This is a genomic window from Propionivibrio pelophilus DSM 12018, from assembly GCF_059569095.1.
Genome location: NZ_JCANUT010000056.1, coordinates 1 through 24309, shown reverse-complemented (window position 1 = coordinate 24309; position 24309 = coordinate 1). Strand labels below are relative to the sequence as shown.

At 63.8% G+C, this 24309-nt stretch carries 22 protein-coding genes; 9 read left to right on the top strand and 13 right to left on the bottom strand.

The window, feature by feature from the left end:
- Positions 1 to 161 precede the first annotated feature (161 nt).
- From BO74_RS17305 to BO74_RS17295, 3 genes are read right to left on the bottom strand one after another with little or no spacing between them, the layout of a single operon-like run.
- Entirely contained in the window at positions 162 to 1460 is a 1299-nt protein-coding gene (locus BO74_RS17305; RefSeq protein ID WP_496444026.1) for an ATP-binding protein, read from the bottom strand.
- Positions 1457 to 2119, bottom strand: a complete 663-nt coding sequence (locus BO74_RS17300) for a response regulator (RefSeq protein ID WP_496444024.1) — start codon at positions 2117 to 2119, stop codon at positions 1457 to 1459. Before BO74_RS17300 ends, BO74_RS17305 begins: the two co-directional genes overlap by 4 nt.
- A 45-nt stretch (positions 2120 to 2164) precedes the next feature.
- A complete protein-coding gene (locus BO74_RS17295) occupies positions 2165 to 3181 on the bottom strand; it encodes a YeiH family protein (RefSeq protein ID WP_496444023.1) in 1017 nt (338 codons plus the stop codon).
- A gap of 92 nt (positions 3182 to 3273) precedes the next feature.
- Here BO74_RS17295 and BO74_RS17290 point away from each other — a divergent pair, with 92 nt between their 5' ends.
- Positions 3274 to 4155, top strand: a complete 882-nt coding sequence (locus BO74_RS17290; protein WP_496444021.1) for a LysR substrate-binding domain-containing protein — start codon at positions 3274 to 3276, stop codon at positions 4153 to 4155.
- Between the two features lie 61 nt (positions 4156 to 4216).
- Here the strand turns inward: BO74_RS17290 and BO74_RS17285 are convergent, their stop codons facing one another.
- From BO74_RS17285 to BO74_RS17265, 5 genes are all read right to left on the bottom strand, one after another.
- Positions 4217 to 5248: an alpha/beta hydrolase gene (locus tag BO74_RS17285; RefSeq protein WP_496444019.1), complete on the bottom strand. Its 1032-nt coding sequence runs from the start codon at positions 5246 to 5248 to the stop codon at positions 4217 to 4219.
- Between the two features lie 69 nt (positions 5249 to 5317).
- Positions 5318 to 6406 (bottom strand): alpha/beta hydrolase, encoded by a 1089-nt coding sequence (locus BO74_RS17280; RefSeq protein WP_496444017.1) that lies wholly within the window; start codon positions 6404 to 6406, stop codon positions 5318 to 5320.
- A gap of 50 nt (positions 6407 to 6456) precedes the next feature.
- Positions 6457 to 7629, bottom strand: coding sequence for an aldo/keto reductase (locus tag BO74_RS17275; RefSeq protein WP_496444015.1), 1173 nt, complete (start codon positions 7627 to 7629; stop codon positions 6457 to 6459).
- A 181-nt stretch (positions 7630 to 7810) separates the two neighbouring features.
- On the bottom strand, positions 7811 to 8866 hold the full coding sequence (locus tag BO74_RS17270; protein ID WP_496444013.1) for an alpha/beta hydrolase: 1056 nt from the start codon (positions 8864 to 8866) through the stop codon (positions 7811 to 7813).
- A gap of 168 nt (positions 8867 to 9034) precedes the next feature.
- On the bottom strand, positions 9035 to 9868 hold the full coding sequence (locus BO74_RS17265) for a (R)-mandelonitrile lyase (RefSeq protein WP_496444011.1): 834 nt from the start codon (positions 9866 to 9868) through the stop codon (positions 9035 to 9037).
- 340 nt (positions 9869 to 10208) lie between these two features.
- Here BO74_RS17265 and BO74_RS17260 point away from each other — a divergent pair, with 340 nt between their 5' ends.
- The 7 genes from BO74_RS17260 to BO74_RS17230 all read left to right on the top strand — a co-directional run bounded on the left by BO74_RS17260 (position 10209) and on the right by BO74_RS17230 (position 19535).
- Entirely contained in the window at positions 10209 to 11180 is a 972-nt protein-coding gene (locus BO74_RS17260) for a LysR family transcriptional regulator (RefSeq protein ID WP_496444009.1), read from the top strand.
- Positions 11181 to 11509: 329 nt separating this feature from the next.
- Positions 11510 to 12850 (top strand): DEAD/DEAH box helicase, encoded by a 1341-nt coding sequence (locus BO74_RS17255; protein ID WP_496444007.1) that lies wholly within the window; start codon positions 11510 to 11512, stop codon positions 12848 to 12850.
- Between the two features lie 829 nt (positions 12851 to 13679).
- Positions 13680 to 14672, top strand: a complete 993-nt coding sequence (locus BO74_RS17250) for a BMP family protein (protein ID WP_496444005.1) — start codon at positions 13680 to 13682, stop codon at positions 14670 to 14672.
- A 19-nt stretch (positions 14673 to 14691) separates the two neighbouring features.
- Positions 14692 to 16263, top strand: coding sequence for an ABC transporter ATP-binding protein (locus BO74_RS17245; RefSeq protein ID WP_496444003.1), 1572 nt, complete (start codon positions 14692 to 14694; stop codon positions 16261 to 16263).
- Positions 16260 to 17324 (top strand): ABC transporter permease, encoded by a 1065-nt coding sequence (locus BO74_RS17240; RefSeq protein ID WP_496444001.1) that lies wholly within the window; start codon positions 16260 to 16262, stop codon positions 17322 to 17324. Before BO74_RS17245 ends, BO74_RS17240 begins: the two co-directional genes overlap by 4 nt.
- Positions 17321 to 18244: an ABC transporter permease gene (locus BO74_RS17235; RefSeq protein WP_496443999.1), complete on the top strand. Its 924-nt coding sequence runs from the start codon at positions 17321 to 17323 to the stop codon at positions 18242 to 18244. The genes BO74_RS17240 and BO74_RS17235 overlap by 4 nt, the downstream gene beginning before the upstream one ends.
- 1 nt (position 18245) lies before the next feature.
- Positions 18246 to 19535 carry an amidohydrolase family protein gene (locus BO74_RS17230; RefSeq protein WP_496443997.1) on the top strand — a complete coding sequence of 430 codons (1290 nt, stop codon included), beginning with the start codon at positions 18246 to 18248 and terminating at the stop codon, positions 19533 to 19535.
- A gap of 28 nt (positions 19536 to 19563) precedes the next feature.
- Here the strand turns inward: BO74_RS17230 and BO74_RS17225 are convergent, their stop codons facing one another.
- From BO74_RS17225 to BO74_RS17215, 3 genes are all read right to left on the bottom strand, one after another.
- Positions 19564 to 20250: a Bax inhibitor-1/YccA family protein gene (locus BO74_RS17225; RefSeq protein WP_496443995.1), complete on the bottom strand. Its 687-nt coding sequence runs from the start codon at positions 20248 to 20250 to the stop codon at positions 19564 to 19566.
- A 68-nt stretch (positions 20251 to 20318) separates the two neighbouring features.
- Positions 20319 to 21302 (bottom strand): TerC family protein, encoded by a 984-nt coding sequence (locus BO74_RS17220; RefSeq protein ID WP_496443993.1) that lies wholly within the window; start codon positions 21300 to 21302, stop codon positions 20319 to 20321.
- A gap of 52 nt (positions 21303 to 21354) precedes the next feature.
- Positions 21355 to 21720 carry an HPF/RaiA family ribosome-associated protein gene (locus BO74_RS17215; RefSeq protein WP_496443991.1) on the bottom strand — a complete coding sequence of 122 codons (366 nt, stop codon included), beginning with the start codon at positions 21718 to 21720 and terminating at the stop codon, positions 21355 to 21357.
- A gap of 113 nt (positions 21721 to 21833) precedes the next feature.
- Here BO74_RS17215 and nhaR point away from each other — a divergent pair, with 113 nt between their 5' ends.
- Positions 21834 to 22736 (top strand): transcriptional activator NhaR, encoded by a 903-nt coding sequence (nhaR, locus tag BO74_RS17210; protein WP_496443989.1) that lies wholly within the window; start codon positions 21834 to 21836, stop codon positions 22734 to 22736.
- A gap of 13 nt (positions 22737 to 22749) precedes the next feature.
- Here the strand turns inward: nhaR and BO74_RS17205 are convergent, their stop codons facing one another.
- Positions 22750 to 23865 (bottom strand): Fic family protein, encoded by a 1116-nt coding sequence (locus tag BO74_RS17205; RefSeq protein WP_496443987.1) that lies wholly within the window; start codon positions 23863 to 23865, stop codon positions 22750 to 22752.
- Between the two features lie 227 nt (positions 23866 to 24092).
- Positions 24093 to 24309, bottom strand: a 217-nt coding sequence (locus BO74_RS17200) for an IS30 family transposase (RefSeq protein ID WP_496443985.1), incomplete at its 5' end; no start/stop codon positions are given.

The window sequence follows — 24309 nt, the reverse complement described above, 5'->3', positions numbered from 1 at the left end:
GCTTCGTTCCACACACAGGTCGGATATACGGTCGCAGTCGCACCCATTTGCCCTATCTCAACTCGCTCTTGCAAAACGGGAGGAGTCCATATACGGAATCCAGAAAATTCAACGAACTGGACCCCGGCCTTCGCCGGGGTGACGAATAATTCAGCGTTTCCTTAAGAAAAGCGGGGAAATGTCACGCGGACGTTCAAGCCGCCGCCCTCGGTGTCGCCCAGTTCCACCGCTGCCCCGTGTCGCCGGGCGATCGTCCGCACGATGGACAGGCCCAGACCGGCGCCGGAACCGGAGCCGCGCCGGTAGAAGCGGTCGAAGACGCGCGCGCGCTCTTCCGGCGGAATGCCCGGGCCGTTGTCGGCCACCTCCAGCCGGGGGGTACCGTCGGTCATCGCGCACGACACATCGACCCGCCCGCCTGCAGGTGAGTAGCGCAGGGCGTTGCCGATCAGATTGGCGAGGAGGATCTTCAGCGCGCCAGCATCGCCGCGCACGATCGCCGCTTCATCCGCCTGCACGACGCCGAGGTCGATCTGCCGCGCCTCGGCCAGACGCAGGTGTTCGGTCACCGATTCGCGTACCACCTCGGCGAGCCGGATGTCGGCCAACGCGCCCGCCGAGGCTTCTGGCTCCTGCCGCGCCAGGGTCAGCATCTGCTGGACGGTGTGAGTGGCGCGCTGCAGCCCTTGTTTCAGATCGGCCAGGGCAGCGGCGCGGTCATCTTCCGAAACTGCGCGTTCGACGAGTTGCGTCTGCAACTGCAACGCGGTCAGCGGCGTCCGCAATTCGTGGGCAGCGTCGCCGACGAAGGCCCGCTGGGCATCGAGCGCCGCCTTGAGCCGGGTCAGCAAATCGTTCAGTGAATCAACCAGCGGCCGGACCTCCACCGGAACGTCGCCAATCGGAAGTGGATCGAGCGAATCCGGGGTCCGCGCCTGGACCGATTGCGCCAGCCGGCCAAGCGGCCGCAACCCCCGTCCGACCAGCCACCAGGTCAACACACCAAGCACCGGCAGCAGCACGAAGAACGGCAACAAGGTCCGCCACGCTGCCGACGCCGCGAGTTGGTTGCGCACGCGAATCGGCTGGGCCACGGCGATCGTCAGCCCACGGTACTGGATGGCGTACAGCCGCCACGCTTCTTCGTCCGTCTCCGTCGTCGAATAGCCAAGGCGGGTCAGTTCGGGCAGGGTGTAGTGCGGCCGCGAGAAAAACACGGTGAGGCCGTTCTGATCCCACACCCGGATCACGTAGTCGAGGCGCTCGTCGCTGGCCAATGCCTCGGCGCCCCCTTCGAAACACTGATCGCGCAGCGAGAGGGCGATCTGCTCCAGGTGGTAATCGAATAACTGCCCGGCCTGGTCCAGCGCCGTCCGGTAGGTCGCCCAGCCGGCAAGCAACATGGCCGCGCTCAGCGTTCCCAGCAAAGCCAGCAGGAGATTGCGGCGGATCGAGTTCATGGCTCGGCCGGCACCATGTAGCCGACGCCGCGCACGTTGCGGATGCGCTCCGCGCCGATCTTGCGCCGCAGCGAATGGATATGCACCTCGACGGCGTTGCTTTCGATCTCCTCGCCCCAGCCGTACAGACTCTCCTCGATCTGCGCCCGCGACAGCGGCACGCCGGGCTGCTTCATCAGCGCGTGCAGCAGGGAGAATTCACGTTTGGAGAGGGCGACCGGCGCTCCGTCGAGCGTCACGGTGTGAGCTGCGGGATCGAGCGACAGCGGCCCGACGTCGAGCACCGGCGAAGCCCGCCCGCCCTGGCGCCGCAACAAGGCGCGCACGCGCGCCGACAATTCGTCGAGATCGAACGGCTTGACGAGATAATCGTCGGCGCCGGCATCGAGTCCCTTGACCCGGTCGGCCACCGAATCGCGCGCGGTAATCACCAGCACCGGCGTCACCACGCCCCTGCGCCGCAACGCGGCGAGCAGTTCCAGCCCGCTTTTGCGCGGCAGGCCGAGGTCGAGCAGGATCAGTTCATGCACCCCGTCGGCCAGCGCCCCTTCGGCGGCGGCGCCGTCGCGCACCCAGTCAACGCTGTAGCCTTCCTGCTTCAGTCCGCGCTGGACGCTGGCGCCGATCATCGGATCATCCTCGACCAGCAGCAGACGCATTTCTTTCCTCCCCTCTTCGAACGAAGAAGAATGATACCTGCCGCCTCAGGCCGCCAGCCAGTTCACCAGACCGCCGATCACCACGAGATGAACGAACAAGCCCGCGCCGAGCAGCACCGGGCGCCAGCCAGCCTGCTTCATCCGCGCCACGTTAGTGTCGATGCCCAGCGAAGCCATCGCCATCGTCAGCAACAGCGCCCCGCCGATGCGCAGGAACTCCACCACGCCCGCGGGCAGGATATGCAGCGAATTGACCCCGGCCAGCGCCACGAAGGCGACGGCAAACCACGGGATCGGCAACGTGCTGCCGTTACTCGCCTCCCCATTCCGGCGCCGGCCGACGAACCAGCCGACGGCGATCAGGAACGGCACCAGCAGCATCACCCGGATCATCTTGACGATCACCGCGCTGCCGGCCACCTCGCCGCCGATCGTGCTGCCGATGGCCACCACCTGCGCCACCTCGTGCACCGTCGAACCGACGTAGATGCCGAAATCGAACGCGCCGGCGCCGAGCCACGCGTAGATCAGCGGATAGAGAAGCATCGCCAGCGTGCCGAAGAGGACCACCGTCGCCACGGCCACCGCGCTCTTGCCGGCCAGCGTGGAGTCGTCCGAGCGCAGCATCGGCACCGTCGCCACCACCGCCGCCGCGCCGCAGATCGCGCTGCCGGCGGAGGCCAGCAACACCGTCTCGCGATCCATCCCGAGCAGGCGACGGCCGACGAACCAGCCAAGGCTCAGGGTCGAAACCACCATCACGAGATCGACCAGGATGCCGGTGCTCCCCACCTGCAGAATCTGCTGCACGCTCAGGTTGAAGCCGTACAGCGCCACGCCGGCGCGCAGGAAGCGGCGCTGCGCGAAGGCCAGACCGGGGCGGAAGACGCCGTGCCCGACCCGCGGCAGAAAGTTGCCGAGTAGCGCGCCGAGCAACAGCGCCAGCGTCAGCGAACTCACCCCGTACTGGCGCACGCCCTCCCACTGGGCGAGACCCCAGGCCGCCGTCGCAATCGCCGCGACCAGCGCGATGCCGACGAAAATGCTGTCTTTTCTGATCATCGAACACATCCGAGAAATTGATGGCGAACGATAATCCGGCCGGCTAAAATCTGTAAAACAGATTGTTTTTATAACTTCAATCAATTCTGCAGATGAAAATCACCCTGCGCCAGCTCGAGGTCTTCGCCGCCATCGCCAATCACGGGCACGTCACCCGGGCCGCCGAGAGCATCGCCATGACGCAATCGGCCGCCAGCACCGCGCTCGGCGAACTGGAACAGCAGCTCGGGACGCTGCTGTTCGACCGCATCGGCCGGCAACTGCGGCTCAACGAACCCGGCCGTCAGTTGCTGCCCAAGGCACTCGATGTCCTCGACCGCATCCGCGAGATCGAATCGGCGAGCGACGGCGGCCAGCTGGCCTTCGACCTAGATCTCGGCGCCAGCCTGACGATCGGCAACCACCTGCTGCCGGCGCTGCTCGCCGAACTCGAGCGGCGGCACCCGCAAGGCCGCGTGCGCCTGTCCCTGAAGAACACCGAACAGGTCGTCGCCGACCTGCTGGCCTACCGCATCGACCTCGGCTTCGTCGAAGGCCTTGTGCAGGACCAACGCCTGCAGCGCCACGTCTGGCACCAGGACCGGCTCAGCGTCTTCGTCGCGTCCGACCACCCGCTGGCCGGAAAAACCGCGACCCACGACGACCTCAAGGAAGCGAGCTGGATCCTGCGCGAAAAAGGCTCCGGCACCCGCGACGTCTTCGACCGGGCACTGGCCAGCGCCAGCCTGCCGCGCCGCATCGCCTTCGAACTCGAACAACCGGAAGCAATCCGCCAGTGCGTCCGCAACGGCCTCGGCATCGGCTGCCTCTCGACCCTCGAACTGCGCGACGCCTTCCAGTCCGGCTGGCTCGCCCCGGTCGCAACGCCCTTTCTCAACCTGGAACGACAATTCCAGGTCGTTCTGCACCGGGACAAACACCTCAGCCCGGGGCTGCGGGCAATCCTCGCGCTGTGCGGGGTCGATGGCGTTTGAAGCAGGACAAGTGCCGAGGCGTGCCACGACCGGCTTTACCGGGGGACCAAGCCGGGATGTTTCATCTCTTCAAAATGAAGCGTTCCCAAAAACGCGTGGCGTCCGTCACCCACCCCTCGGCACTCGTTCCTGTGCCGGGGCCAAAACCATGGCCGATATCGGGGTATTTTCGATAGACAACCGGGGTTCCGGCCTGCGTCAAAACCGCGACCCGCCGCTCCATGATCGCTGGCGGGGCAATGCCGTCATGGTCGCCAACCACGACGAAAGTGGGTGGTTCGTTCGTCGAATAGTCGGCGTGCCCGGTATAGGCCATCACCACGGTGGCGGGCTTCGGCAGCGTCTTTCCCCCGAAGGCGGCGACGCCATGCGAGCCAACGGCGGCCGCCATCCTGGCGCCTGCCGAACTGCCCCACACGGAATAATCCTGTGACCCGACACCGAGCATTTCGGCGTGGTCGAAGATGTAAGAAATGGCCGCCGCCAGATCCTGCGTGGCGACCCCGCCGCCAAGTCCTGCCCGATATTTCAGGACAAACGCGTTGTATCCCTGCCTGTTGATTTCAACGGCGTAGGGAAACCCTTCGTGAACGGAGCCGACGTAGGAAAACCCGCCGCCCGGCGCAATGATCGCAAACGGCGCGCCTGGCTTCCCGCGGAAGAAGAACAGCCCGGCGTGCCGTTTCGACGGATCCGCCCGCTTTTGTGCTTCTGAATAGAAATCGACAAAAATGCTTTTGCCGGTGCTGACATCGCCAATCAGTCGATTCAGGGCGCCGACCACGACGCCCGGATCGACATGGCTGTGGTACGGAAGCAGCGAGCTGATGTTGTTCAGCCGCATATCGCCATCGTAGGAACGATCATCCCACGGCAACAGGAGCCGGGAAAAACCGGCAAATGCGGGATGACTCAGCAGGTCCGAGAGTCGGCTGGCGGTGCTCAGGGGGCCGCTTTGAGGCCCTGACGCATGATGGGCGATGACCTTCCCGGCAACACGGCCTGACGATAGCGGTTCGTTCTGCGCCGCATCAGACAGGGAGGGCGTCGACACCAGCAGCAGCGACAGCCCGGCAAATTTAAGCGCACCCATTCAAATTCCACCCGCCGTCGTTGTCATCCATTCCTTGTCGCCCAGTTATCGATCCGGCCCCGGTCACGATCAATCCAGATGTTTCTCGGCCAGGAACTTCGACATCAGATCGGCAATTTCCACATTGTTGAGATCCGAGAACGGGAAGTGCGTGTTGCCGCGGATGCCGACCTCCGGCAGATGTACAACCTTCGCATCACCGCCATGACGGTTGATGGCTGCCGCCCAGAGCCTGGCCATGGCCAGGCGCACGCGCCAGCCATCCTGCCCGGGATTGGCCATCGGCTCCTTCGGAATGAAGTCGCCGTAATAGATGACGATCGGGATCTTGGTGAGTTTCATGAACTCCGCTTGCGGAATCGCGGCCGGTTCCAGCGCGCCGGCCGAACTGGCCATCGCCCGAGGCACTTCGCCTTCCGGGAAGACAAAACCGCTGCCGGGTTCGTACGAGACGATGGCCCGGATGCGCGGATTTTTCATCGCTGCCAGCCAGCCCATGCCACCACTGTGCGAATGCGTTACCAGAATGCCGGGGCCGATCTTGTCGAACAATGCCGAGACCGCATCGCTCGTTACCTTGACGTCGATCGGGCCGGTGTCCGGCGTCATCGAACGGAAGTACTGCTCTAGCGCCTCCTTGGAGCGCGAGAACTGCACGCCAGGGAAATAGTCGGGCCAGACGCCGACCCGGAAGGTGTTGAACCAGCGCTGTTCGTCCGGTGTGGCGCTGACAGTGCCGCCGACCGTGCCGCGCCCTGCGGCGCCGCGACGCGGCTGGTCGATCAGGTAGGTCGCGAAGCCTCGGCGCAGAAAGAGGTTCTGGTAGCCCTCGCGACCATCGGCGGTTGTCTCCCAGGTCTTGGAGAACTGCCCGAAGCCATGCCACATCACCAGCGGCAGTTTCCGGGCATTGACCGGCACCTGATAGAACACACGGGCATGGTCGCCGTGCAGCGTCTGCCCGCCGGAGGCTGGATTGGCCGTCTCGAAGCTACCGGGACTTTGGATCACGGTGCCGCCGACGGCGAAGCTGCCCTGTTCATGGATCATCAGCGGCTTTGCCGTGTCGCCCGGTGCGGCGTGGGTCAGCGACGATGCCGAAAGCGCCGCGAAGACCAGCGCGGAGAGGATTCGGACACTCTGGCGTTTGATGTTCATGCAATTCCTTTCACTCTGATTTTCTGATCGGGCGCAGTCTCTCGGCCGCCTCACTTCAGCGGCGCCTCGACATCGCTGTAGGCTTGCACCACCGGCGGCAGGCGTTCGCCCTGGATGATGATCCCCGCCAATGACACATTCAGCGCGGCAAGCTCGTCGGCACTGAAGGAGATTTCCGCCGCACCGATGTTGTCGAGCATGTGAGCCATCTGGGTGGTGCCGGGAATCGGCACGATCCACGGCTTCTGCGCCAGCAGCCAGGCCAGCGCAATGCGAGCCGGGGTTGTGTTCTTGCGTTCCGCCCAGGTTTTTATGAGCGTTACGAGCGCCAGGTTGTGCCCCCGGTTCTCAGTCGCGAAGCGGGTTTCGGTCTTGCGGAAATCACCGTCGGCGAAGTTGGTCTTGTCGTCAATGGCGCCGGTGAGGAAACCCACGCCGAGCGGGCTCCACGGCACGAAACCGATGCCCAGCTCCTCGCACACGGGCAGGACTTCTTTCTCCGGCCCGCGCCAGAGCATCGAATATTCGCTCTGGACAGCCGTCACGGGCTGCTCGGCATGCGCCCGGCGCAAGGTCTTCAGCCCCATCTCGGACATCCCCCAGTGCAGCACCTTGCCCTGGGCCATCAGATCCTTGATCGCGCCGGCCACGTCCTCGATCGGCACCTGCGGATCGACGCGGTGCTGGTAGAGCAGATCGATGCGGTCCGTGCGCAGGCGCCTGAGCGAACCTTCGACGGCGAGCTTGATGTGGTCCGGACGACTGATCAGCCCCGGACCCCGGGCGCCGGTCTTGAGATCGATGTTCCAGCCGAACTTGCTGGTAATCACCACCTTGTCGCGGAAGGGCGCGATGGCTTCGCCGAGAATCCGCTCGCACTCATGCGGGCCATAGGCTTCGGCGGTATCGAAAAAGGTGACGCCGCGCTCATAGGCCGTGCGGATGATGTCGATCATCTCCGGTCGGGCCGGAACGATCGTCTGGTAGGTGCGGTGCATGTTCTGGACGCCGAGGCCGATGCTGGAGACTTCCAGCTGGCCGAGCTTGCGCCGCGCGCTGATCTGCGCCGCGGCGGTCGAACGACCGGAATTCGCCGCCCCGGGCTGGATCTGCGCCTGTGCGCAGCCGACAAGGCCGGAGCCGACAACAGCTGCGCCGGATGCGACGGCCATTGAGGTGCCGATGAATTTGCGTCTTTGCGCGTCAACTACTGTTTTGGTCATTTCCAACCCCTTCTCTTCATGGATTTCACAAAATGGGGGGCCTTATGCACGCGCCCCAAAATTTGTCTTAGGGAAACGCTGAAATATTCGTCACCCCGGCGAAGGCCGGGGTCCAGTTCGTTGAATTTTCTGGATTCCGGCCTGCGCCGGAATGACAATTCTTCGATAAATCAGAGTTTCCTCAGAGAGTCTTGCCGTAAAACTGCCCCAGCTTCTGCACCGCCTGATTCACGTAGGGCTGTTTCCAGTAGGTTTCGATGTGCGTGGCGCCTTCGATCAGGAACAGTTCCTTGTCCTTCGCGCCGGTGGCCTTGGCAATGGCATCCTCGGTCATGTACAGGCTGTCGGCCTTGGTTCCGGCGATCATCAGCAGGGGCTGGTCGATCAGTTCGATCTGGTTGGTGGCATCAAAGCGCATCAGGTCGAGCAGGCTGCTGGTGGTGTGCTTGAAGGTCGAGTTGGGATGCGCGTGTGTCTTCCAGTAGTACTCGTAACCCTGCCGGTACAGATCGAACGGCAACTTGGCGATCTGCTCGTCGGAGAGGTTGGCGTCGCCGGAATAGAGCACCTTACCACCCGCCGCCTCCTGGGCGCGGGCAGCCGAGGCCTGCTGCAGACGGGTCTGGATCGTGTTCAGTGCCGAATCGACGTAGCCATTGCGGCGCACCCGCCCGGAGTTGAACATGCTCACCGTCGCAATCGCCTTGAAGCGCTTGTCGGTTTGCGCCGCGGCCAGCGAATAGCCGCCGCCACCACAAATACCGAGCAGGCCCAGACGCGCGGTATCGACACCGGCGTACTGGCTGATGAAGTCGGCCATGCCGTGGATGTCTTCGATCCGGAAGGCGGGCTTATCCACGTTGCGCGGCTGACCACCACTGGCGCCTTGATACGCGGCGTCCGCGGCGATGGCGATATAGCCTTGCTCCGCCAGGCGCTGGGCGTACAAGCCGGCGACCTGTTCCTTGACGCCGCCGTTGGGGTGGGCGACGACGATGGTCGGATATTTCTTGCTTGCGTCGTAGTTGGCCGGCGTGTACACGTTGGCCGAAATATCGAGGCCATTCAGCTTGTAAGTGACGGGTCGGATGTTGACCTGGCCTTTGACGTTTTCGGTAATCGCACCTTCGTAGGCCAGGGTGAAGGGATTCTGTTTGTAGTCGGCGGCCATGGTTACTCCTGACAACGCGCTGATCGTTGCGGCGAATAGAACGGAATGGATCAGTTTTGACTTCATTGCAATTGCTCCTGAGGACTTCGTCGGTCTTTATTGATGAGACCCGAAGATAGTTGAATTCGTCACCCCGGCGGAGGCCGGGGTCCAGTCGGTGATTTCTCTCCGATACTGGATACCGGCCTACGCCGGTATGACGATAGCTTTGTATTCATCGGGCCGAAGCAATGATCACTTCGGCTGGAGAACTTCTTTGGCGATGACTGCCGCCGTGACACTGCTCGGCCAACCGGAATAGAACGCGAGGTGGGTGATGGCCTCGGCCAGTTCTTCACGCGTCAGGCCGTTCCGGCTGGCCAGTCCGAGGTGCGAACGCAGCTGATCCGGGCGGTTCATGGCGACCAGGGCACTGACGGTAATCAGGCTTCGGTCCCGCTTGGAGAGGCCGGGGCGCGCCCAGACGTCGGCGTACAGGACGTCGTCGGTCAACTCCGCGAACTTCGGCGCGATCTCGCCGAACAGTTGCTGGGCACGCGAATTCTTGTTGGGCGCGGGCTTCGTCGCTGGGGCAACGGCGACAATGCCGTACTGTTCGTCGGTGACTTTTTCAAACCAGTCGGACGTCTTGCCCTCGAGCGATTCCTGGACTGAGATGTGCGTCATGGGCGTCGCCGGCGCTGCGCCGTGCCAGTGCTTCTGGCCGGGCGGAATCCAGACGACATCGCCGGGTTTGATCTCCTGGATCGCCCCGCCCCAGAACTGCACGCGGCCTGTTCCGGAGGTGACGATCAGCGTTTGACCCAGCGGATGCGTATGCCAGGCCGTGCGTGCGCCAGCATCAAAGGTGACCTGCCCGCCCGTCGCTTTTGCCGGGGCATTCGCCGGGAACAGGTACATGATGCGAACGTTCCCGGTGAAACGCTCCTCCGGCCCTTTACTGACCGTACGGGACGCTTCGTGGGAAATGCTTGCCGACGGTGCCGCATCGTTCTTCTCTTGAGGAGTTGCCCCCCAGGAGGAGGAAGCAATCGCGGTCAGAATCAGAGGCAGGGCGAACTTTTTCATGGTGTCTCCGTTGAAGTTGGAAATCGGTTACGGGGGGGGGGGATGAAACACTTAGCCGCGGGAGGTGCCCAGTGGGTTGGCCACATTCACCATGCCGGAGGCTGCGCCCGCGGTCAGCAATCCGGCATTACCGCATTCTGTGAAGTTGCGCATGGTCGCGATCTCGCTGGCGTGAAAGGATCGATAAGGAACTTGCCGGCAAGAGGCTTGGCCGTGCCGACAAGACACGTTGCGTGTTCTGATGTTGCGCACTATATTCGCCGGATAAACACCCCACTAGCCCACTATTCCTTGATAGATTGGAAAGCAGGGATTGTTAATCGGCTTCAATGGAGTGCCCATGCCAATCAACGAACTGCGGTCGATCACCACCTTTGTCAAAACCGCTGAGCTGGGCAGCCTGCGCAAGGCGGCTGCGGCGCAAGGCATCACGCCCCAGGCCGCGAGCCAGGCGCTGGCGCAGCTGGAGCAGCACCTGGGGGTCCGGCTGTTTCATCGGACCACGCGAAGCATGTCGCTCACGGAAGAAGGACAGCGCCTGCTGGAGTCGGCGCAACCGGCGTTGCTGGGTCTGCAGCGCGCACTCCAGACCGCAAAGAGCACCAAGGATGAAATCGCGGGTCCGCTCAGGATCGTCGGGCCGCATTCGATGTTTGTACCGGTGGTGGGTCCGGTTCTCGACGAGTTCTGTCGCCAGTACCCTGACATCCAACCGGATGTCCAGCTGGACGACCGCATCGGCAATTGGGTTGAAGACCGCGTGGATGTCGGTTTCCGGATCGGCTTGTCCGCGCACGAAGGCGTGATTGCGCGCCGGTTATTCCCCTTGCAATTGATCATCTGCGCATCGCCGGACTACCTGCGGCGCTGTGGCGTGCCCGACAGCCTCGACGCCCTCGGAGCGCACAAGTGCTGCGCCTACCGATCCACCAACAAGGGCCGCGTGCTTCCCTGGCGCGTCAAGATCGGTGACGCGCTGGTCGATCACCCTGTCGCACCCGCGTTTTGCACCAATGACGAAGACATCGAACTGCGCACGATCCTCGCCGGCACCGCCATCGGCCAACTGGCCAGCGTCATCGCCGCGCCGCACATCCGCGCCGGAAGGCTGGTTCCTCTTCTCACCCAGCACGTTGCCGACCACGCGGGCTATTTCATCTATTACGGCAGTCGGGACGCGCAGCCGGTGCGAGCACGGGCGTTTATCGACCTGGCCTTGCAGCGACTTACCGACAGCGCCGATTTTGTACTCGGCGAGAAGGAGTTGGCGGCAGCCGAGCGCAAAGGGCGAAAGGCCGTCTCGCGGCAGTGAGCCATAAACCGGTGCTGCTGGCCAAATCGATCGCCGACGGGTTTGATGCTTCCCCACCTCCCGGAGTCGGGCAACAACCGGCTGCAGAGGATCAGCGCACGCCCGTGAGCAAAAATCCGCGGTGCCACGGACAAGTTCCCGACAGGGAACACCCGGGACGTGTTAGGATCGCGCCTCCTCGCAGCGTCATTCATCAGTCTTGGCGCGCGTCCGATCCGGCCCGGCAGCTTCGCCCGACTGGACCCCACAATCCCTGAGCATCTTCCCAGACTGGTTCGTGCATCCGCGGTCATCCGCGCACGCAGGGCAGATGCCTGGAGTTCCCACACGTGAAATTCACCGAACTGGGTCTCGTCCCCGAGATCCTGCGCGCCATTGCCGATCAAGGCTATGAAACCCCCACCCCGATCCAGGCCCAGGCCATCCCCAAGGTTCTCGCCGGACATGACCTGATGGCCTGCGCCCAGACGGGCACCGGCAAGACCGCCGGCTTCACCCTGCCGATCCTCAACCGACTGGCGAGCAGCAAGGCCACCGGCCCGCGCAAGATCCGCGTGCTGATCCTGACGCCGACCCGCGAGCTGGCGGCGCAGGTCGAGGACAGCGTCCGTACCTACGGCGCCCACCTGCCCTTCAAGTCGCTGGTGATTTTTGGCGGCGTCGGCATCAACCCGCAGATCGCCGCGCTCAGGAAAGGCGTCGACATTTTGGTAGCTACCCCGGGCCGCCTGCTCGACCACGCGCAGCAGCGCACCGTCGACCTGTCCGGCATCGACGTACTGGTGCTCGACGAGGCCGACCGCATGCTCGACATGGGCTTCATCCACGACATCCGCAAGGTGCTCGCCCTGCTCCCGAAGAAGCGTCAGAACCTGCTGTTCTCGGCGACCTTCTCCGACGAGATCCGTACGCTGGCTGGCAGCTTCCTCGTCGATCCGGAATACGTCGAATCGGAACGGCGCAACACCGCCTCCGAGTTGGTCACGCAGTATGTCTACAAGGTCGACCGGGAGCGCAAGCGTGACCTGCTGATCGACCTGATCAAGGAAAAGGGCTGGTACCAGGTGCTGGTGTTCACCCGCACCAAGTGGGGCGCCAACGGGCTGGCGGAAAAACTGACCAAGGCCGGTATCGAGGCCGACGCGATCCACGGCAACAAGAGCCAGGGCGCCCGCACCCGGGCGCTGGGCAATTTCAAGACCGGCAAGCTGCACGTGCTGGTGGCCACGGACATCGCGGCACGCGGCATCGACATCGACGAGCTGCCGCATGTCGTCAACTACGAGTTGCCGAACGTGCCTGAGGATTACGTCCATCGCATCGGCCGCACCGGTCGCGCCGGGGTTGAAGGATCGGCCGTCTCGCTGGTCTGCGTCGATGAGCACAAGCTGCTGAAAGACATCGAGCGGCTGATCAGGAAGCCGATCGACGTGCTGGCACATCCGGGTTACGAGCCGGACCCTAGCATTCGCCCGGAACCGATCCAGCTGCGTTCGGCCGGCACACGCGGTGGGCAACACCCGGCAGGTGGGCGCCGGGGAAGCGCCTCGCGGACGGGCAAGCCGAAGGCACCGGCTCCGGCCGGCAAGCCGGGTGCTGGCGGATCGCCCCGCAAGGAGGGGCGCAACGGGCAGCAAGGCCGACAGGGGAAGAGTAGCTCGGCGAGGTAATGCACCTGTTCCCATGAAGTTTCTGATTCCCCCCGGATTGTCCATTTGCCATTTCGCTTGGCTGTTTGTGAGATCTGGCGGGGGAGTTTGCCGAGACGCTGTGTTCCGCGCCTGACGCGCGAGCATCCTTTCTTTTGCTTCGCCAAAAGAAAGGAGCCAAAGAAAAGGCGACCCCGCGTTACGCGGTCGGCTTCGCCGACTTCCCTGCGCTACTCAGCAAGCCGGGCGGCTGCGCAACTCGGGGCTACGCCCCTCAAACAGTGCTCGCCGACTTCCCCCGGCTCGCCTCCGTTGCTCGGCGCTGCACAAGGGGAAGCTCAAAACCAACCGATCACTACCACCATCGGTTGAAACACCGCTCGTTTTTCCCTTTGCCCTCTGCGTCGTCGAGCAGCGCAGAGCACCCGGCTACGCCGGGCGATGCAGCGGGCGCGCCTTCTTCTTGGCAAGACAAGAAGAAGTTCCTCGCCTGCAGGCGAAACTCAGCGATTCACCAACCTCCCACGCCTGAGATCACAAACACCACCTCGCACCGCAAGCGCACGCCACATCTGCGCCGCGAATCAACTTGGTGCATTTGCCCTTCGCGTTCGCCTGACTTTCGTCTATCCTTCGCCCCGCGCTGGAACCGGATACGACGCTTTTTCCGCTGTTTCGTCCGGAAACGCCTTGCGTAACGGACCTGACGACGAGCGGCATGTCTCTTGCTAAACCACGAGGTCGAGACACCCCGACCTTGCCCGATCAGATCAAGACGACGGCCCGGATCGTTTCATCCTGGGCCACACGCCGGGCAAGCAACGAAATTCAGTCACCTACAGGAGAAATCATGCAATTGACGCGTCGCAAGCTCATCGTTCTCGCCACGGCCCTGATGGCCGCCATGCCGGGTCTCTCGTTCGCGCAGGCCAAACTGAAGGTCGCCGCGATCTACACCGTGCCGTTCGAGCAGCAGTGGGTCAGCCGCATCCACAAGGCGCTGAAGGCCGCCGAAGCGCGCGGCGAGATCGAGTACCAGGCCACCGAGAACGTCGCCAACGCCGATTACGAGCGGGTCATGCGCGAATACGCGACGGCCGGCAACCAGCTGATCTTGGGCGAAGTCTTCGCTGTCGAAGCCGCCGCGCGCAAGGTCGCCAAGGATTTCCCCAAAACTGCCTTCGTCATGGGCTCCTCCGGCAAGCCGCAGGCGCCGAACTTCAGCGTTTTCGACAACTTCATCCAGGAACCGGCCTACCTCACCGGCCTGATCGCCGGCGGGATGACCAAGAGCAACAAGATCGGCCTGGTCGGCGGCTTCCCGATCCCGGAAGTCAATCGCCTGATGAACGCCTTCATGGCCGGGGCGAAGGAAACCAACCCGAAGGTTGAATTCTCCGTCAGCTTCATCAACAGCTGGTTCGATCCGCCCAAGGCCAAGGAAGCCAGCTTCGCGATGATCGACAAGGGCGTCGACGTGATGTACGCGGAGCGCTTCGGCGTCAGCGATGCGGCCAAGGAAAAGGGCAAGCTGGCGATCGGCAACGTGATCAACACCCAGCCGCAGTATCCGGACACGGTCGTCGCCTCGGCGCTGTGGAACATGGAGCCGACCGTCGATCGCGCCATCAAGCTGGTCAAGGAAGGCAAGTTCGCCGCCGAAGACTACGGCATCTATTCGATGATGAAGTACAGGGGTTCGGAACTCGCCCCGCTCGGCACGTTCGAGAAGAAGGTACCGGCCGAGATCATGACCAAGGTGAAGGCACGCGAGAAGGAAATTCTCGAAGGCAAATTCACCGTCAAGATCGACGACAAGCAACCCAAGTCGACCGCGAAGTAACCCAACCGCGTAAGAAACCTTGGAACCATCCGCAGCAAAACCGGCGCTGGAAATGCGCCGGATCACCAAGCGTTTTGGCGATCTCGTCGCCAACGACGACGTCAGCCTGTCCGTCGGCGCGGGAGAGATCCTGGCGCTGCTCGGGGAGAACGGCGCCGGCAAGTCCACGCTGATGTCGATCCTGTTCGGACATTACGTGGCCGATGAGGGCGAGATCAGCGTCAACGGCCAGCCGCTGCCGATCGGCAACCCGGCCGCCGCGCTGGCAGCCGGCATCGGCATGGTGCATCAGCATTTCGCGCTGGCCGACAATCTGACGGTGCTCGAAAACGTGTTGATGGGGACGGAATCGCTCTGGCAACTGTTTTCACGGCGCCGTGCGGCACGCGAAAAGCTCCTCGCCGTTGCGCAGCGCTTCGGCTTGCCGGTGCAGCCGGAGATGCCCGTCGCCCGGCTCTCCGTTGGCGAACGCCAGCGGGTCGAAATTCTCAAGGCGCTCTACCGTGGCGCCCGCATCCTGATTCTCGACGAGCCGACCGCCGTGCTCACGCCGCAGGAAAGCGAAGCGCTTTTCGCGACGCTGGGCCAGATGGTCGACCAGGGCTTGTCGATCATTTTCATCAGTCACAAACTCGGCGAAGTCATGCGCGTATCCCACCGGGTCGCCGTGCTGCGTGCTGGCCGGCTGGTCGCGCAGGCACGCACCGCCGACACGACGCAGGCGCAGCTGGCGCAATGGATGGTCGGCCACGCGCTTGCGCCGCCCGAGCGGCGCCCCGCTGCCTCGCCCGGCGCACCGGTGTGCGTTCTGGAGGACGTCAGCACGGCGCGCAAGGATGGCGGCCGCGAGCGGCTGTCGTCGGTCTCACTGTCGCTGCGACGCGGCGAGATCGTCTCCGTCGCCGGCGTCTCGGGCAACGGGCAACGCGCACTGGCCGAGCTACTCTGCGGCACGCTTCCGGCGACCTCCGGCAGCGCCCGCCTGCGCGGGAGGCCGTTGCAGGCGTCGCCGTCCTGGCTCGTGGAACAGGGCGTCGCGCGCATTCCGGAAGACCGGCACGCCGTCGGCGTGATCGGCGATCTCCCACTCTGGGAAAACGCCGTCGCCGAACGCCTGCGCACCGGCGCTTTCTCGCGCCTGTCGTGGATCCGCCGCAAAGTCGCACGCGACCATGCCGACGCCGTCATCGCTCATTTCGACATCCGCGGCGGCGGCGCAACGACCGCCGCGCGGACGCTGTCCGGCGGCAACATGCAGAAGCTGATCCTTGGCCGCGCCTTGCTCCCCCCGCCGGGGGCGGATGAAAAGGCCGTGCCGAACCTGATCGTGGCGCATCAGCCCACCTGGGGGCTGGACATCGGCGCCGTCGCCTACGTTCACGACCAGCTCATTGCCGCGCGCGATGCCGGCGCCGCCATCCTGCTCATCTCCGACGACCTCGATGAGGTGCTCGAACTCGGCGACCGCATCGCCGTCATGCACGACGGCCACCTGACCGAGGCCCGGCCCTACGAGGACTGGACGCGCGAGGAGATCGGCCTGGCGATGGCGGGGCTGCACGCCCCCGGGGAAACTGGAGTACCTGCATGAGGCTGGAAAAACGCCACACGACATCGCGCCGCGCCATGATCCTGGCACCGGCGGGCGCCATCCTGTTCACCCTGATCGTCAGCGCGCTGCTGGTGCTGTGGGCCGGCGCGCCGATCGGCAAGACCTACGTGCTGCTGCTCAAGGGCGGATTCGGCTCGGTCTTTGCCCTGAGCGAAACGCTCACCCGCGCCATTCCGCTGATTCTGACCGGCCTCGCCGCCGCCGTCGCCTTTCGTGCCCGACTGTTCAACATCGGCGCCGAGGGCCAGCTCTACGCCGGCGCGTTGGCAGCGGTAGCCGTCGGCGGACTGCATGGCGGAACCGGTTTCGAGCTTTCGCCATGGATCTTGATGCCGCTGATGCTGCTCGCGGCGGCACTCGCGGGCGCCGCATTCCTCCTCGGCCCGGCGCTGATGAAGGCACGGCTCGGTGTTGACGAGGTAGTCACCACCCTTCTGCTCAATTTCGTCATCCTGCTCGGCGTCTCCTGGCTGCTCGACGGCGCGATGAAGGACCCGATGGCGCTCGGCTGGCCGCAAAGCGTGGCACTGCAGGACGCACTGCAGTTCGACAAGCTGATTCCGCAAACACGAGTGCATAGCGGCCTGCTCCTCGCGCTGGGCTTGGCCGTGACGGTGTGGACCGCGCTCAAGTACACCGTGCTCGGCTTCGATATCCGCGCCCTCGGCGCCAACGCCCAAGGCGCCCGCTTCGCCGGTGTGCCGATCACCCGCACGATCGTGCTGGTCTCGCTGCTCTCGGGCGGACTGGCCGGGCTGGCCGGCGCCTTCGAGGTCGCCGGGCGGACCGCCTACGTCACGCTCGACATGTCGCCGGGCTACGGCTACACCGGCATCGTCATCGCCATGCTGGCCGGACTGCACCCGCTCGGCGTGGTCGCTGCCAGCCTGTTCGTCGCCGGCGTGCTGGTCGGCGCCGACAGCATGAGCCGCGCCGTAGGCGTTCCGACCTACATAGCCGACGTCATCGTCGCGACCTCGCTGATCGCCGTGCTGGTGGCAACGCTGCTGACCCAATACCGAGTCCGGATGGCCAAATGACCGACCTGATCGACATCCTGAGCAACGCGGCCTTCTGGGTCGCCACCCTGCGCATCGCCACACCGCTGATCTTCGGCACGCTCGGCGTGCTGCTCTGCGAGCGTGCCGGCGTGCTCAACCTCGGTATCGAAGGCATCATGGTCGCGGGTGCGTTCACCGGCTGGCTGGCCGTCTACAACGGCTTGCCGCTATGGGGCGGTGTCGCCGTGGCGGCGGCGACCGGCGGGGTCTTCGGGCTGCTGCACGCCTTCCTGACGGTCGTGCTGCCGCTGTCGCAACACGTTTCGGGACTCGGCATCACGATGCTGGCTTCGGCGCTCAGCTACTACGGCTATCGGCTCAGCTTCCCGAAGGTCAACACGCCACCGACGATCACCCCCTTCGCGGAAATGAGCTGGCTGCCGCTTCCCGTGCTCGGACAACAGACCGCGCTGACGCTCTTCGCGTTGCTGCTGGTGCCGCTCATCGCCTATACGATCTACCGCACCCCGGCCGGACTGGCGCTGCGCATGGTCGGCGAAAACCCGCAGGCCGCCGAAAGCCAGGGCGTCTCGGTGATGGCAACGCGCACCGCGTCGATCGTCGCCGGCTCGGCGCTGATGGGCATTGCCGGCTCCTTCCTGACCTTGTCGGCGTTCAACGCTTTTTTCTTCAACATGGTCAATGGCCGCGGCTGGATCTGCGTCGCCCTAGTGGTCTTCGCCTCGTGGCGACCGGGCAAAGCCCTGCTTGGCGCCCTGCTTTTCGCCTTCTTCGACGCGCTGCAGCTGCGTCTGCAACAGGCCGGCGATTCGCTGCTGCCGTACCAGCTTTACCTGATGCTCCCCTACCTGCTCTCGATCCTTGCGCTGGTAGTGGTCGCCCGCAATGCGGCCTACCCGCAGGCGCTGATGAAACCGTACCGGAAAGGCGAACGCTGACATGCTCGATCTCCTCGTTCACAACGCCACCCTGCCCGATGGTCGCCAAGGCATGGGCCTCGGCATCACTGTCGGCAAAATCGTCGCAGTCGATGCCGGACTGACGCCCGCGACGACGCCAGCCCACGAAACGCTGGACGCCGGCGGCCTGCTTGTCAGCCCGCCCTTCGTGGACGCGCATTTCCACATGGATGCCACGTTGAGTTACGGTCTGCCGCGGGTGAATGCCAGCGGGACCTTGCTCGAAGGCATCGCGCTGTGGGGCGAGCTGAAGCCGCTGCTGACGCAGGAAGCGCTGATCGAACGGGCACTCGCTTACTGCGACTGGGCTGTCGCCAAGGGCCTGCTGGCGATCCGCAGCCATGTCGACGTCTGCGACCCGCGCCTGCTGGCCGTCGAGGCGCTGCTCGAAGTCAAGCGCCGCGTCGCGCCGTATCTCGACCTGCAGCTCGTCGCCTTCCCGCAGGACGGGGTGCTGCGCGACCCGCAGGGCGTCGAAAAGCTGAAGCGGGCGCTGGCAATGGGCGTCGACGTGGTCGGCGGCATTCCGCACTTCGAACGCACGATGGCCGACGGCGCGCTCAGCGTGAAGCTGCTGTGTGAAATCGCCGCGGCAGAAGGCCGGATGGTCGACATGCATTGCGACGAGTCCGACGACCCGCTGTCGCGGCACATCGAGACGTTGGCCTTCGAAACGCAGCGCCTCGGTCTGCAGGGCCGCGTCACCGGTTCGCACTGCACCTCCATGCACAGCATGGACAACTACTACGTCAGCAAGCTGCTGCCGCTGATCGCCGAGGCCGGTGTCAGCGTCATCGCCAATCCGCTGATCAACATCACCCTGCAGGGCCGGCACGACACTTACCCGAAACGGCGCGGCCTGACCCGCGTTCCCGAGCTGCTGGCCCAGGGCGTCAACGTCGCCTTCGGCCACGACTGCGTGATGGACCCGTGGTACTCGCTCGGTTCTGCCGACATGCTCGAAGTCGCCGGCATGGGCCTGCAGGTTGCGCAGATGACCAGCCAGGCCGCGATGCGCCAGTGTTTCGACGCCGTCACCACCCGCCCGGCTGACATCCTGCATCTCGATGGTTATGGTCTCGAACCGGGATGCCACGCCGATTTCGTGCTCTTGCAGGCGCAGGATCCGATCGAGGCAATCCGTCTGCGCGCCACGCGTTTGGCCGTCTACCGGCGCGGAAAACGCGTGGCACAAACGCCCGCGGCCACCGCATCGCTGTTCCTGGAAGGCCGTCCAGCTGAAACGTCGTTGCTGCACCGGGCCGGCTGATCGCGGCCGGTGGCCCTCGGGCGCCCTCTCACTCGTCGCCGTTAAAAACTCCGAGCAACTGCAAGAGGCTCGTGAACAGGTTGAAGATCGAGACGAACAGGGTCACCGTCGCCAGCACGTAGTTGGTCTCGCCCCCGTGAATGATGTTGCTCGTCTCATAGAGGATGAGGCCGGACATCAGCAGCACGAAAGCCGCCGAGACGGTCAGCGACAGCGCCGGAATCTCGAAGAAAAAAGCCGCCAGGCCGGCAAGGAACGCGACCAGAATGCCGACGCTCAAAAAGCCGCCCATGAAGCTGAAATCCTTACGGGTGGTCAGGGCGTAGGCTGAAAGGCCGATGAAGATCACGGCGGTCGCTCCCATCGCCTGCATGACGATCTCGCCGCCATTGGGCAACCCGAGATAGCGGTTGATGATCGGCCCCAGGGTGTAGCCCATGAAGCCGGTCAGCGCGAACACGGCGATGATTCCGCCACCGCTGTTCTGGAGCTTATGCACGGCGAAAAGCAGGCCGAAGTAGCCGACAAGCGTCAGGAGGATGCCGGGGTGCGGCAAGTTGAGCGCGGCTGAAACGCCAGCTGTAAGAGCGGCGAACGCGAGGGTCAGCGACAACAGCAGATAGGTGTTGCGGATCACCTTGTTGGTCGAAAGGGCCGACTCGAGGCCGCTTTGCGGCAGGGCAATGGCGCGGGCGCGGGGATCGTTGCGGTTCATCTGTATCTCCTTTTCAGTCGGAAAAAATAGGTACTAAACAAAAGCGAACTGCCTACCAACGATCGGGTTCATGCATCCTCCCTTGAGACAAGCGGCTGCCTGGAAATCGCCAGGCTGGCGAGCACAGAGACAAGGATGATGCCGGCGACGATGGACAGCGACCATTGGATGGGCACGTGGAACCAGGGCATCGCGAGCATCTTGCCGCCGATGAAGACCAGCACGATGGCGAGGCCGTACTTCAGCAGATGGAAACGGTCCGCCATGTCGGCAAGCAGGAAATAGAGCGCGCGCAGGCCCATGATGGCGAAGATGTTCGACGTGAACACGATGAACGGGTCGGTGGTCACGGCGAAGATCGCCGGTATACTGTCCACCGCGAACACCAGGTCGCTGGCCTCGATGAGCACCAGCACGAGGAACATCGGCGTCGCCCACAGCAGACCGTTTTGCCGCACGAAGAAGACCTCGCCATGGAAATTCGGCGTGATGCGCAGATGGCTGCGCAGCCAGCGCAACAACGGGTTCTTCTCCAGGTCCGGCTGGTGTTCGGCGAAGATCAGCATCTTGATGCCGGTGGCGATCAGGAACGCTCCGAAGACGTAGAGAATCCACGCGAACTGCTGTACCAGCCAGACGCCGGCGAAAATCATCCCCGCGCGCATGACGATCGCCCCGAGCACGCCGTAAAGCAGCACCCGCCGCTGCAGTTCCGGCGGCACGGCGAAGAAGCCGAAGATCATGACGAAGACGAACATGTTGTCGACCGACAACGACTGTTCGATCAGATAGCCGGCGAGGAACTCCAGCGTCTTGACGCGTGCCACCTCGGCCCCCTGCGTGTCGTTCAGATACCACCAGAGCAGTCCGGCAAAGGCCAGGGCCAGCGACACCCAGGCGATCACCCAGGCCAGCGCCTCCTTGACGTGCACGCGGTGCGTCTTGCGCCCGCCGAACACGAACAGGTCGAGCGCCAGCATGACCAGCACGAAGGCGATGAAACCGGCCCACATCGGGCCGGTGGCGAAACTGACAGCTGTGGAATCGTTCATGGATAGATACTCGACTGAAAACGCAAGGTCAGGAACAGCAAGTCATCGTTGCTCAAGAACCGGCTCCCTGCTCGGCACCGAGTTCACTCCAGCTGGCATTTCGCCGCGTGGCAAACTGCGGGCGCCTTGCCATCCGGCGGTCCAGGGTGCGGCCAGTGCGTTCGGCGGCCCGGTCGATGGCGACGTAGAGATCGGCCTGGGTGTCGTCGATGGCGATCGTGGACGCCCCCCTCAGACGAACTTCGATGCCGCAGCACTTGTCGACGCCACCCCGCGGCCCATTGACATCGGCGAGACGCACGACAACGCGGGAGATCACGTCGCGGCCATGATTCAAGGAATACCCGAGGCGTTTGACGATGTGCTCGCGCAGGCCTTCGGTCAGATCGAAGTCGTCGGAGTGAATCTGGATCTGCATTTGCTTCTCCCATGGTTAACGAACGATGGGAGGATTATGGGGATCTCTTTTATTCGAATCAAACAGATAATATATTTCGATTTGTTCTAAAAAATAGAATACAGGAGAACGCCATGCTGAACTTCAAACACCTGCACTACTTCGTCAGCGTCGCCCGCGAAGGCGGCATCATCCGCGCGGCCGAGCGCCTGCATCTGGCGCCGCAGACGCTCTCCGTCCAGATCGCGCAACTGGAGGAACGGATGGGCGTAACACTGTTCGACCGTACCGGGCGCCGGATGGAACTGACCCCCGTGGGCAAGTTGGCCCTCTCCTACGCCGAGGAGATCTTCCAGACCGGGGCGGAACTGGAGGAAATCCTGCGCCAGGGCGGGGAAGAACGCTTCGTCACCTTCCGCGTCGGCATCTCCGACGTGGTTCCGAAGTTCGTCGCCCATCGCCTGCTGGCGCCGGTATTGGACCAGCCCGAGGCCGTACGCCTGGTATGCCACGAAGACCGGCTCGAACGCCTGCTGGCGGAGATGGCGATCCATCGACTCGACATGGTGCTGGCCGACCGTCCGATGCCGCCCGGCACGGAAATCAAGGGCTACAGCCATCCGCTGGGGGAATCGCCAATCGCTTTCATGGCCTCGCCTGCGCTCGCCGGCAAGCTGAACGGCCGCTTCCCGGAAAACCTCGAAGGCCAGCCGTTACTGCTCCCGGGCAAGGACAGCGCCCTTCACGGCGCGCTGCCGCGCTGGCTGGAGCGTCAGGGCATCTGGATGCGAATCGTCGGCGAATTCGACGACAGCGCACTGATGAAGGCTTTCGGCGAGGGTGGCGCCGGGATATTTCCAGCCGCGACCGCCAGCCTGCCCGACGTCGTTGCGCACTACAAGGTCGAGCAGGTCGGCGTGATCGAGGAAATCCACGAGCGGTATTTCCTCATTTCGCCGGAACGGCGACTTACCCACCCAGCGGCACGCGCCGTCAGCGAACATGCCCGCTCGGGGCTGTTTGCTGTTGCCTCCTGAAAAGCACTCGTCGTCAGTCAGCCAACTCGTAGCCCGTGCTGCGCCCGCCTCCGGGTGATTTCTTCAGCATGCCCAGTTCCAGCAGTTGGGTGATGTCGCGCAGTGCGGTATCGGGAGAACACCGGGCCATTGATCCCCACCTGCTGCTGGTGAGCTTGCCCTCAAAACCATCGAGAAGGCGATTGAGCAGCTTGATCTGCCGCTGGTTCAACGGTGTGCCTGCCCAGCGCAGCCAGAAATGCGCCTTGCCCAACACGGCATCCAGCGTGGTCTGCGCGCTGGCAATGGCATGGCCCAACGTACCGAGAAACCATTCGAGCCAGCCGGTCACATCGAGCGAGCCCTTCTGCGTACGTTCGAGCACATCGTAGTAATTCTGGCGCTCACGCTGGATTTGCGCCGACAGACTGTAAAAGCGCTGCGTGCTGCCATCGGCGCGGGCCAGGAAAAGATCGCCGACGGCACGGGCGATGCGTCCGTTGCCATCGTCGAAGGGGTGCAGCGTGACGAACCACAGATGCGCCAACCCTGCCCGGATCACTGCGGGCTCCCCGGTTTCCGCGTTGGCCCACGTCAGAAAACGAACCATTTCGGCAGGCAACACGACGGCAGGCGGCGCCTGAAAATGTACCCTGCGCCGCCCCATGGCGCCCGAGATGACCTGCATCGGCCCGGCGACATCGTCACGCCACCGGCCCACGGTGATCCTGCTCATGCCGGAATAGCCGGTGGGAAACAGCGCGGCATGCCAGCCGAACAGGCGCTCGGCAGTCAGCGCGTCGCCACTGCGGGATGTTGCATCGAGCACCATCTCGACCACGCCTTCGACGTGCCGATCCACCGGTGCAGCGGCACCGATGTCCACGCCAAGTCGGCGGGCAATGGACGAGCGCACCGATTCCACGTTTAACAGTTCACCTTCGATCTCGCTCGTCTTCACCACGTCTTCGGTCAAGGCGGCGAGACTGGCTTGATCACGCAAAGCCAGACCGGCATCGGCCAAACGCCCCAGCAGTACTCCCTGAGCCCGACTGACGTCGGCCAGTGGCCCCGCCAGCACCGACAGGTCATAACGCCAGTCCGACCAGTCGCTGGCTTGCCAGATGTAAAGTTTTTCTCCGCTGCTCATGCGGCGATTAAACACCCCATTCGCCGCATTCGCAAGCCATTCACCGCAAAATGTGCGCCGAATACGACGAATAATCGCCGCATGTGAATCCTGCCAAGTTCCTAAAAAACCGAAAAACCGGGAAAAACCGGGAAAAACCGGCTGGTGTCAAGTTTGAAGCGCAACACTAGAATTGATGCTGTAGGCATCAGGTGTTTGAGGCGTCAAGCTGTTCATCCGCGAGCAGTTTAGCGAAGCCCCTCTCTGGGGGTCTGATAGCCGAGGATGCGGCGAGGACGCTCGTTCAGGCGATAGGCAATGGCATTGAGTTCATCCTGTGATGTACCGGACAGATCGGTGCTTTTGGGGAGATACTCGCGGATCAGGCCGTTGGCATTTTCATTGCTACCCCGTTGCCACGGACTGTGAGGATCGGCGAAATAGACCTGGATGCCAGTGGCGGTA

Coding starts and splice junctions, on each gene's coding strand:
- BO74_RS17305 (WP_496444026.1), bottom strand. CDS start 1,460: ATGAACTCGATCCGCCGCAATCTCCTGCTGGCTTTGCTGGGAACGCTG.
- BO74_RS17300 (WP_496444024.1), bottom strand. CDS start 2,119: ATGCGTCTGCTGCTGGTCGAGGATGATCCGATGATCGGCGCCAGCGTC.
- BO74_RS17295 (WP_496444023.1), bottom strand. CDS start 3,181: ATGATCAGAAAAGACAGCATTTTCGTCGGCATCGCGCTGGTCGCGGCG.
- BO74_RS17290 (WP_496444021.1), top strand. CDS start 3,274: ATGAAAATCACCCTGCGCCAGCTCGAGGTCTTCGCCGCCATCGCCAAT.
- BO74_RS17285 (WP_496444019.1), bottom strand. CDS start 5,248: ATGGGTGCGCTTAAATTTGCCGGGCTGTCGCTGCTGCTGGTGTCGACG.
- BO74_RS17280 (WP_496444017.1), bottom strand. CDS start 6,406: ATGAACATCAAACGCCAGAGTGTCCGAATCCTCTCCGCGCTGGTCTTC.
- BO74_RS17275 (WP_496444015.1), bottom strand. CDS start 7,629: ATGACCAAAACAGTAGTTGACGCGCAAAGACGCAAATTCATCGGCACC.
- BO74_RS17270 (WP_496444013.1), bottom strand. CDS start 8,866: ATGAAGTCAAAACTGATCCATTCCGTTCTATTCGCCGCAACGATCAGC.
- BO74_RS17265 (WP_496444011.1), bottom strand. CDS start 9,868: ATGAAAAAGTTCGCCCTGCCTCTGATTCTGACCGCGATTGCTTCCTCC.
- BO74_RS17260 (WP_496444009.1), top strand. CDS start 10,209: ATGCCAATCAACGAACTGCGGTCGATCACCACCTTTGTCAAAACCGCT.
- BO74_RS17250 (WP_496444005.1), top strand. CDS start 13,680: ATGCAATTGACGCGTCGCAAGCTCATCGTTCTCGCCACGGCCCTGATG.
- BO74_RS17240 (WP_496444001.1), top strand. CDS start 16,260: ATGAGGCTGGAAAAACGCCACACGACATCGCGCCGCGCCATGATCCTG.
- BO74_RS17235 (WP_496443999.1), top strand. CDS start 17,321: ATGACCGACCTGATCGACATCCTGAGCAACGCGGCCTTCTGGGTCGCC.
- BO74_RS17230 (WP_496443997.1), top strand. CDS start 18,246: ATGCTCGATCTCCTCGTTCACAACGCCACCCTGCCCGATGGTCGCCAA.
- BO74_RS17225 (WP_496443995.1), bottom strand. CDS start 20,250: ATGAACCGCAACGATCCCCGCGCCCGCGCCATTGCCCTGCCGCAAAGC.
- BO74_RS17220 (WP_496443993.1), bottom strand. CDS start 21,302: ATGAACGATTCCACAGCTGTCAGTTTCGCCACCGGCCCGATGTGGGCC.
- BO74_RS17215 (WP_496443991.1), bottom strand. CDS start 21,720: ATGCAGATCCAGATTCACTCCGACGACTTCGATCTGACCGAAGGCCTG.
- nhaR (WP_496443989.1), top strand. CDS start 21,834: ATGCTGAACTTCAAACACCTGCACTACTTCGTCAGCGTCGCCCGCGAA.
- BO74_RS17205 (WP_496443987.1), bottom strand. CDS start 23,865: ATGAGCAGCGGAGAAAAACTTTACATCTGGCAAGCCAGCGACTGGTCG.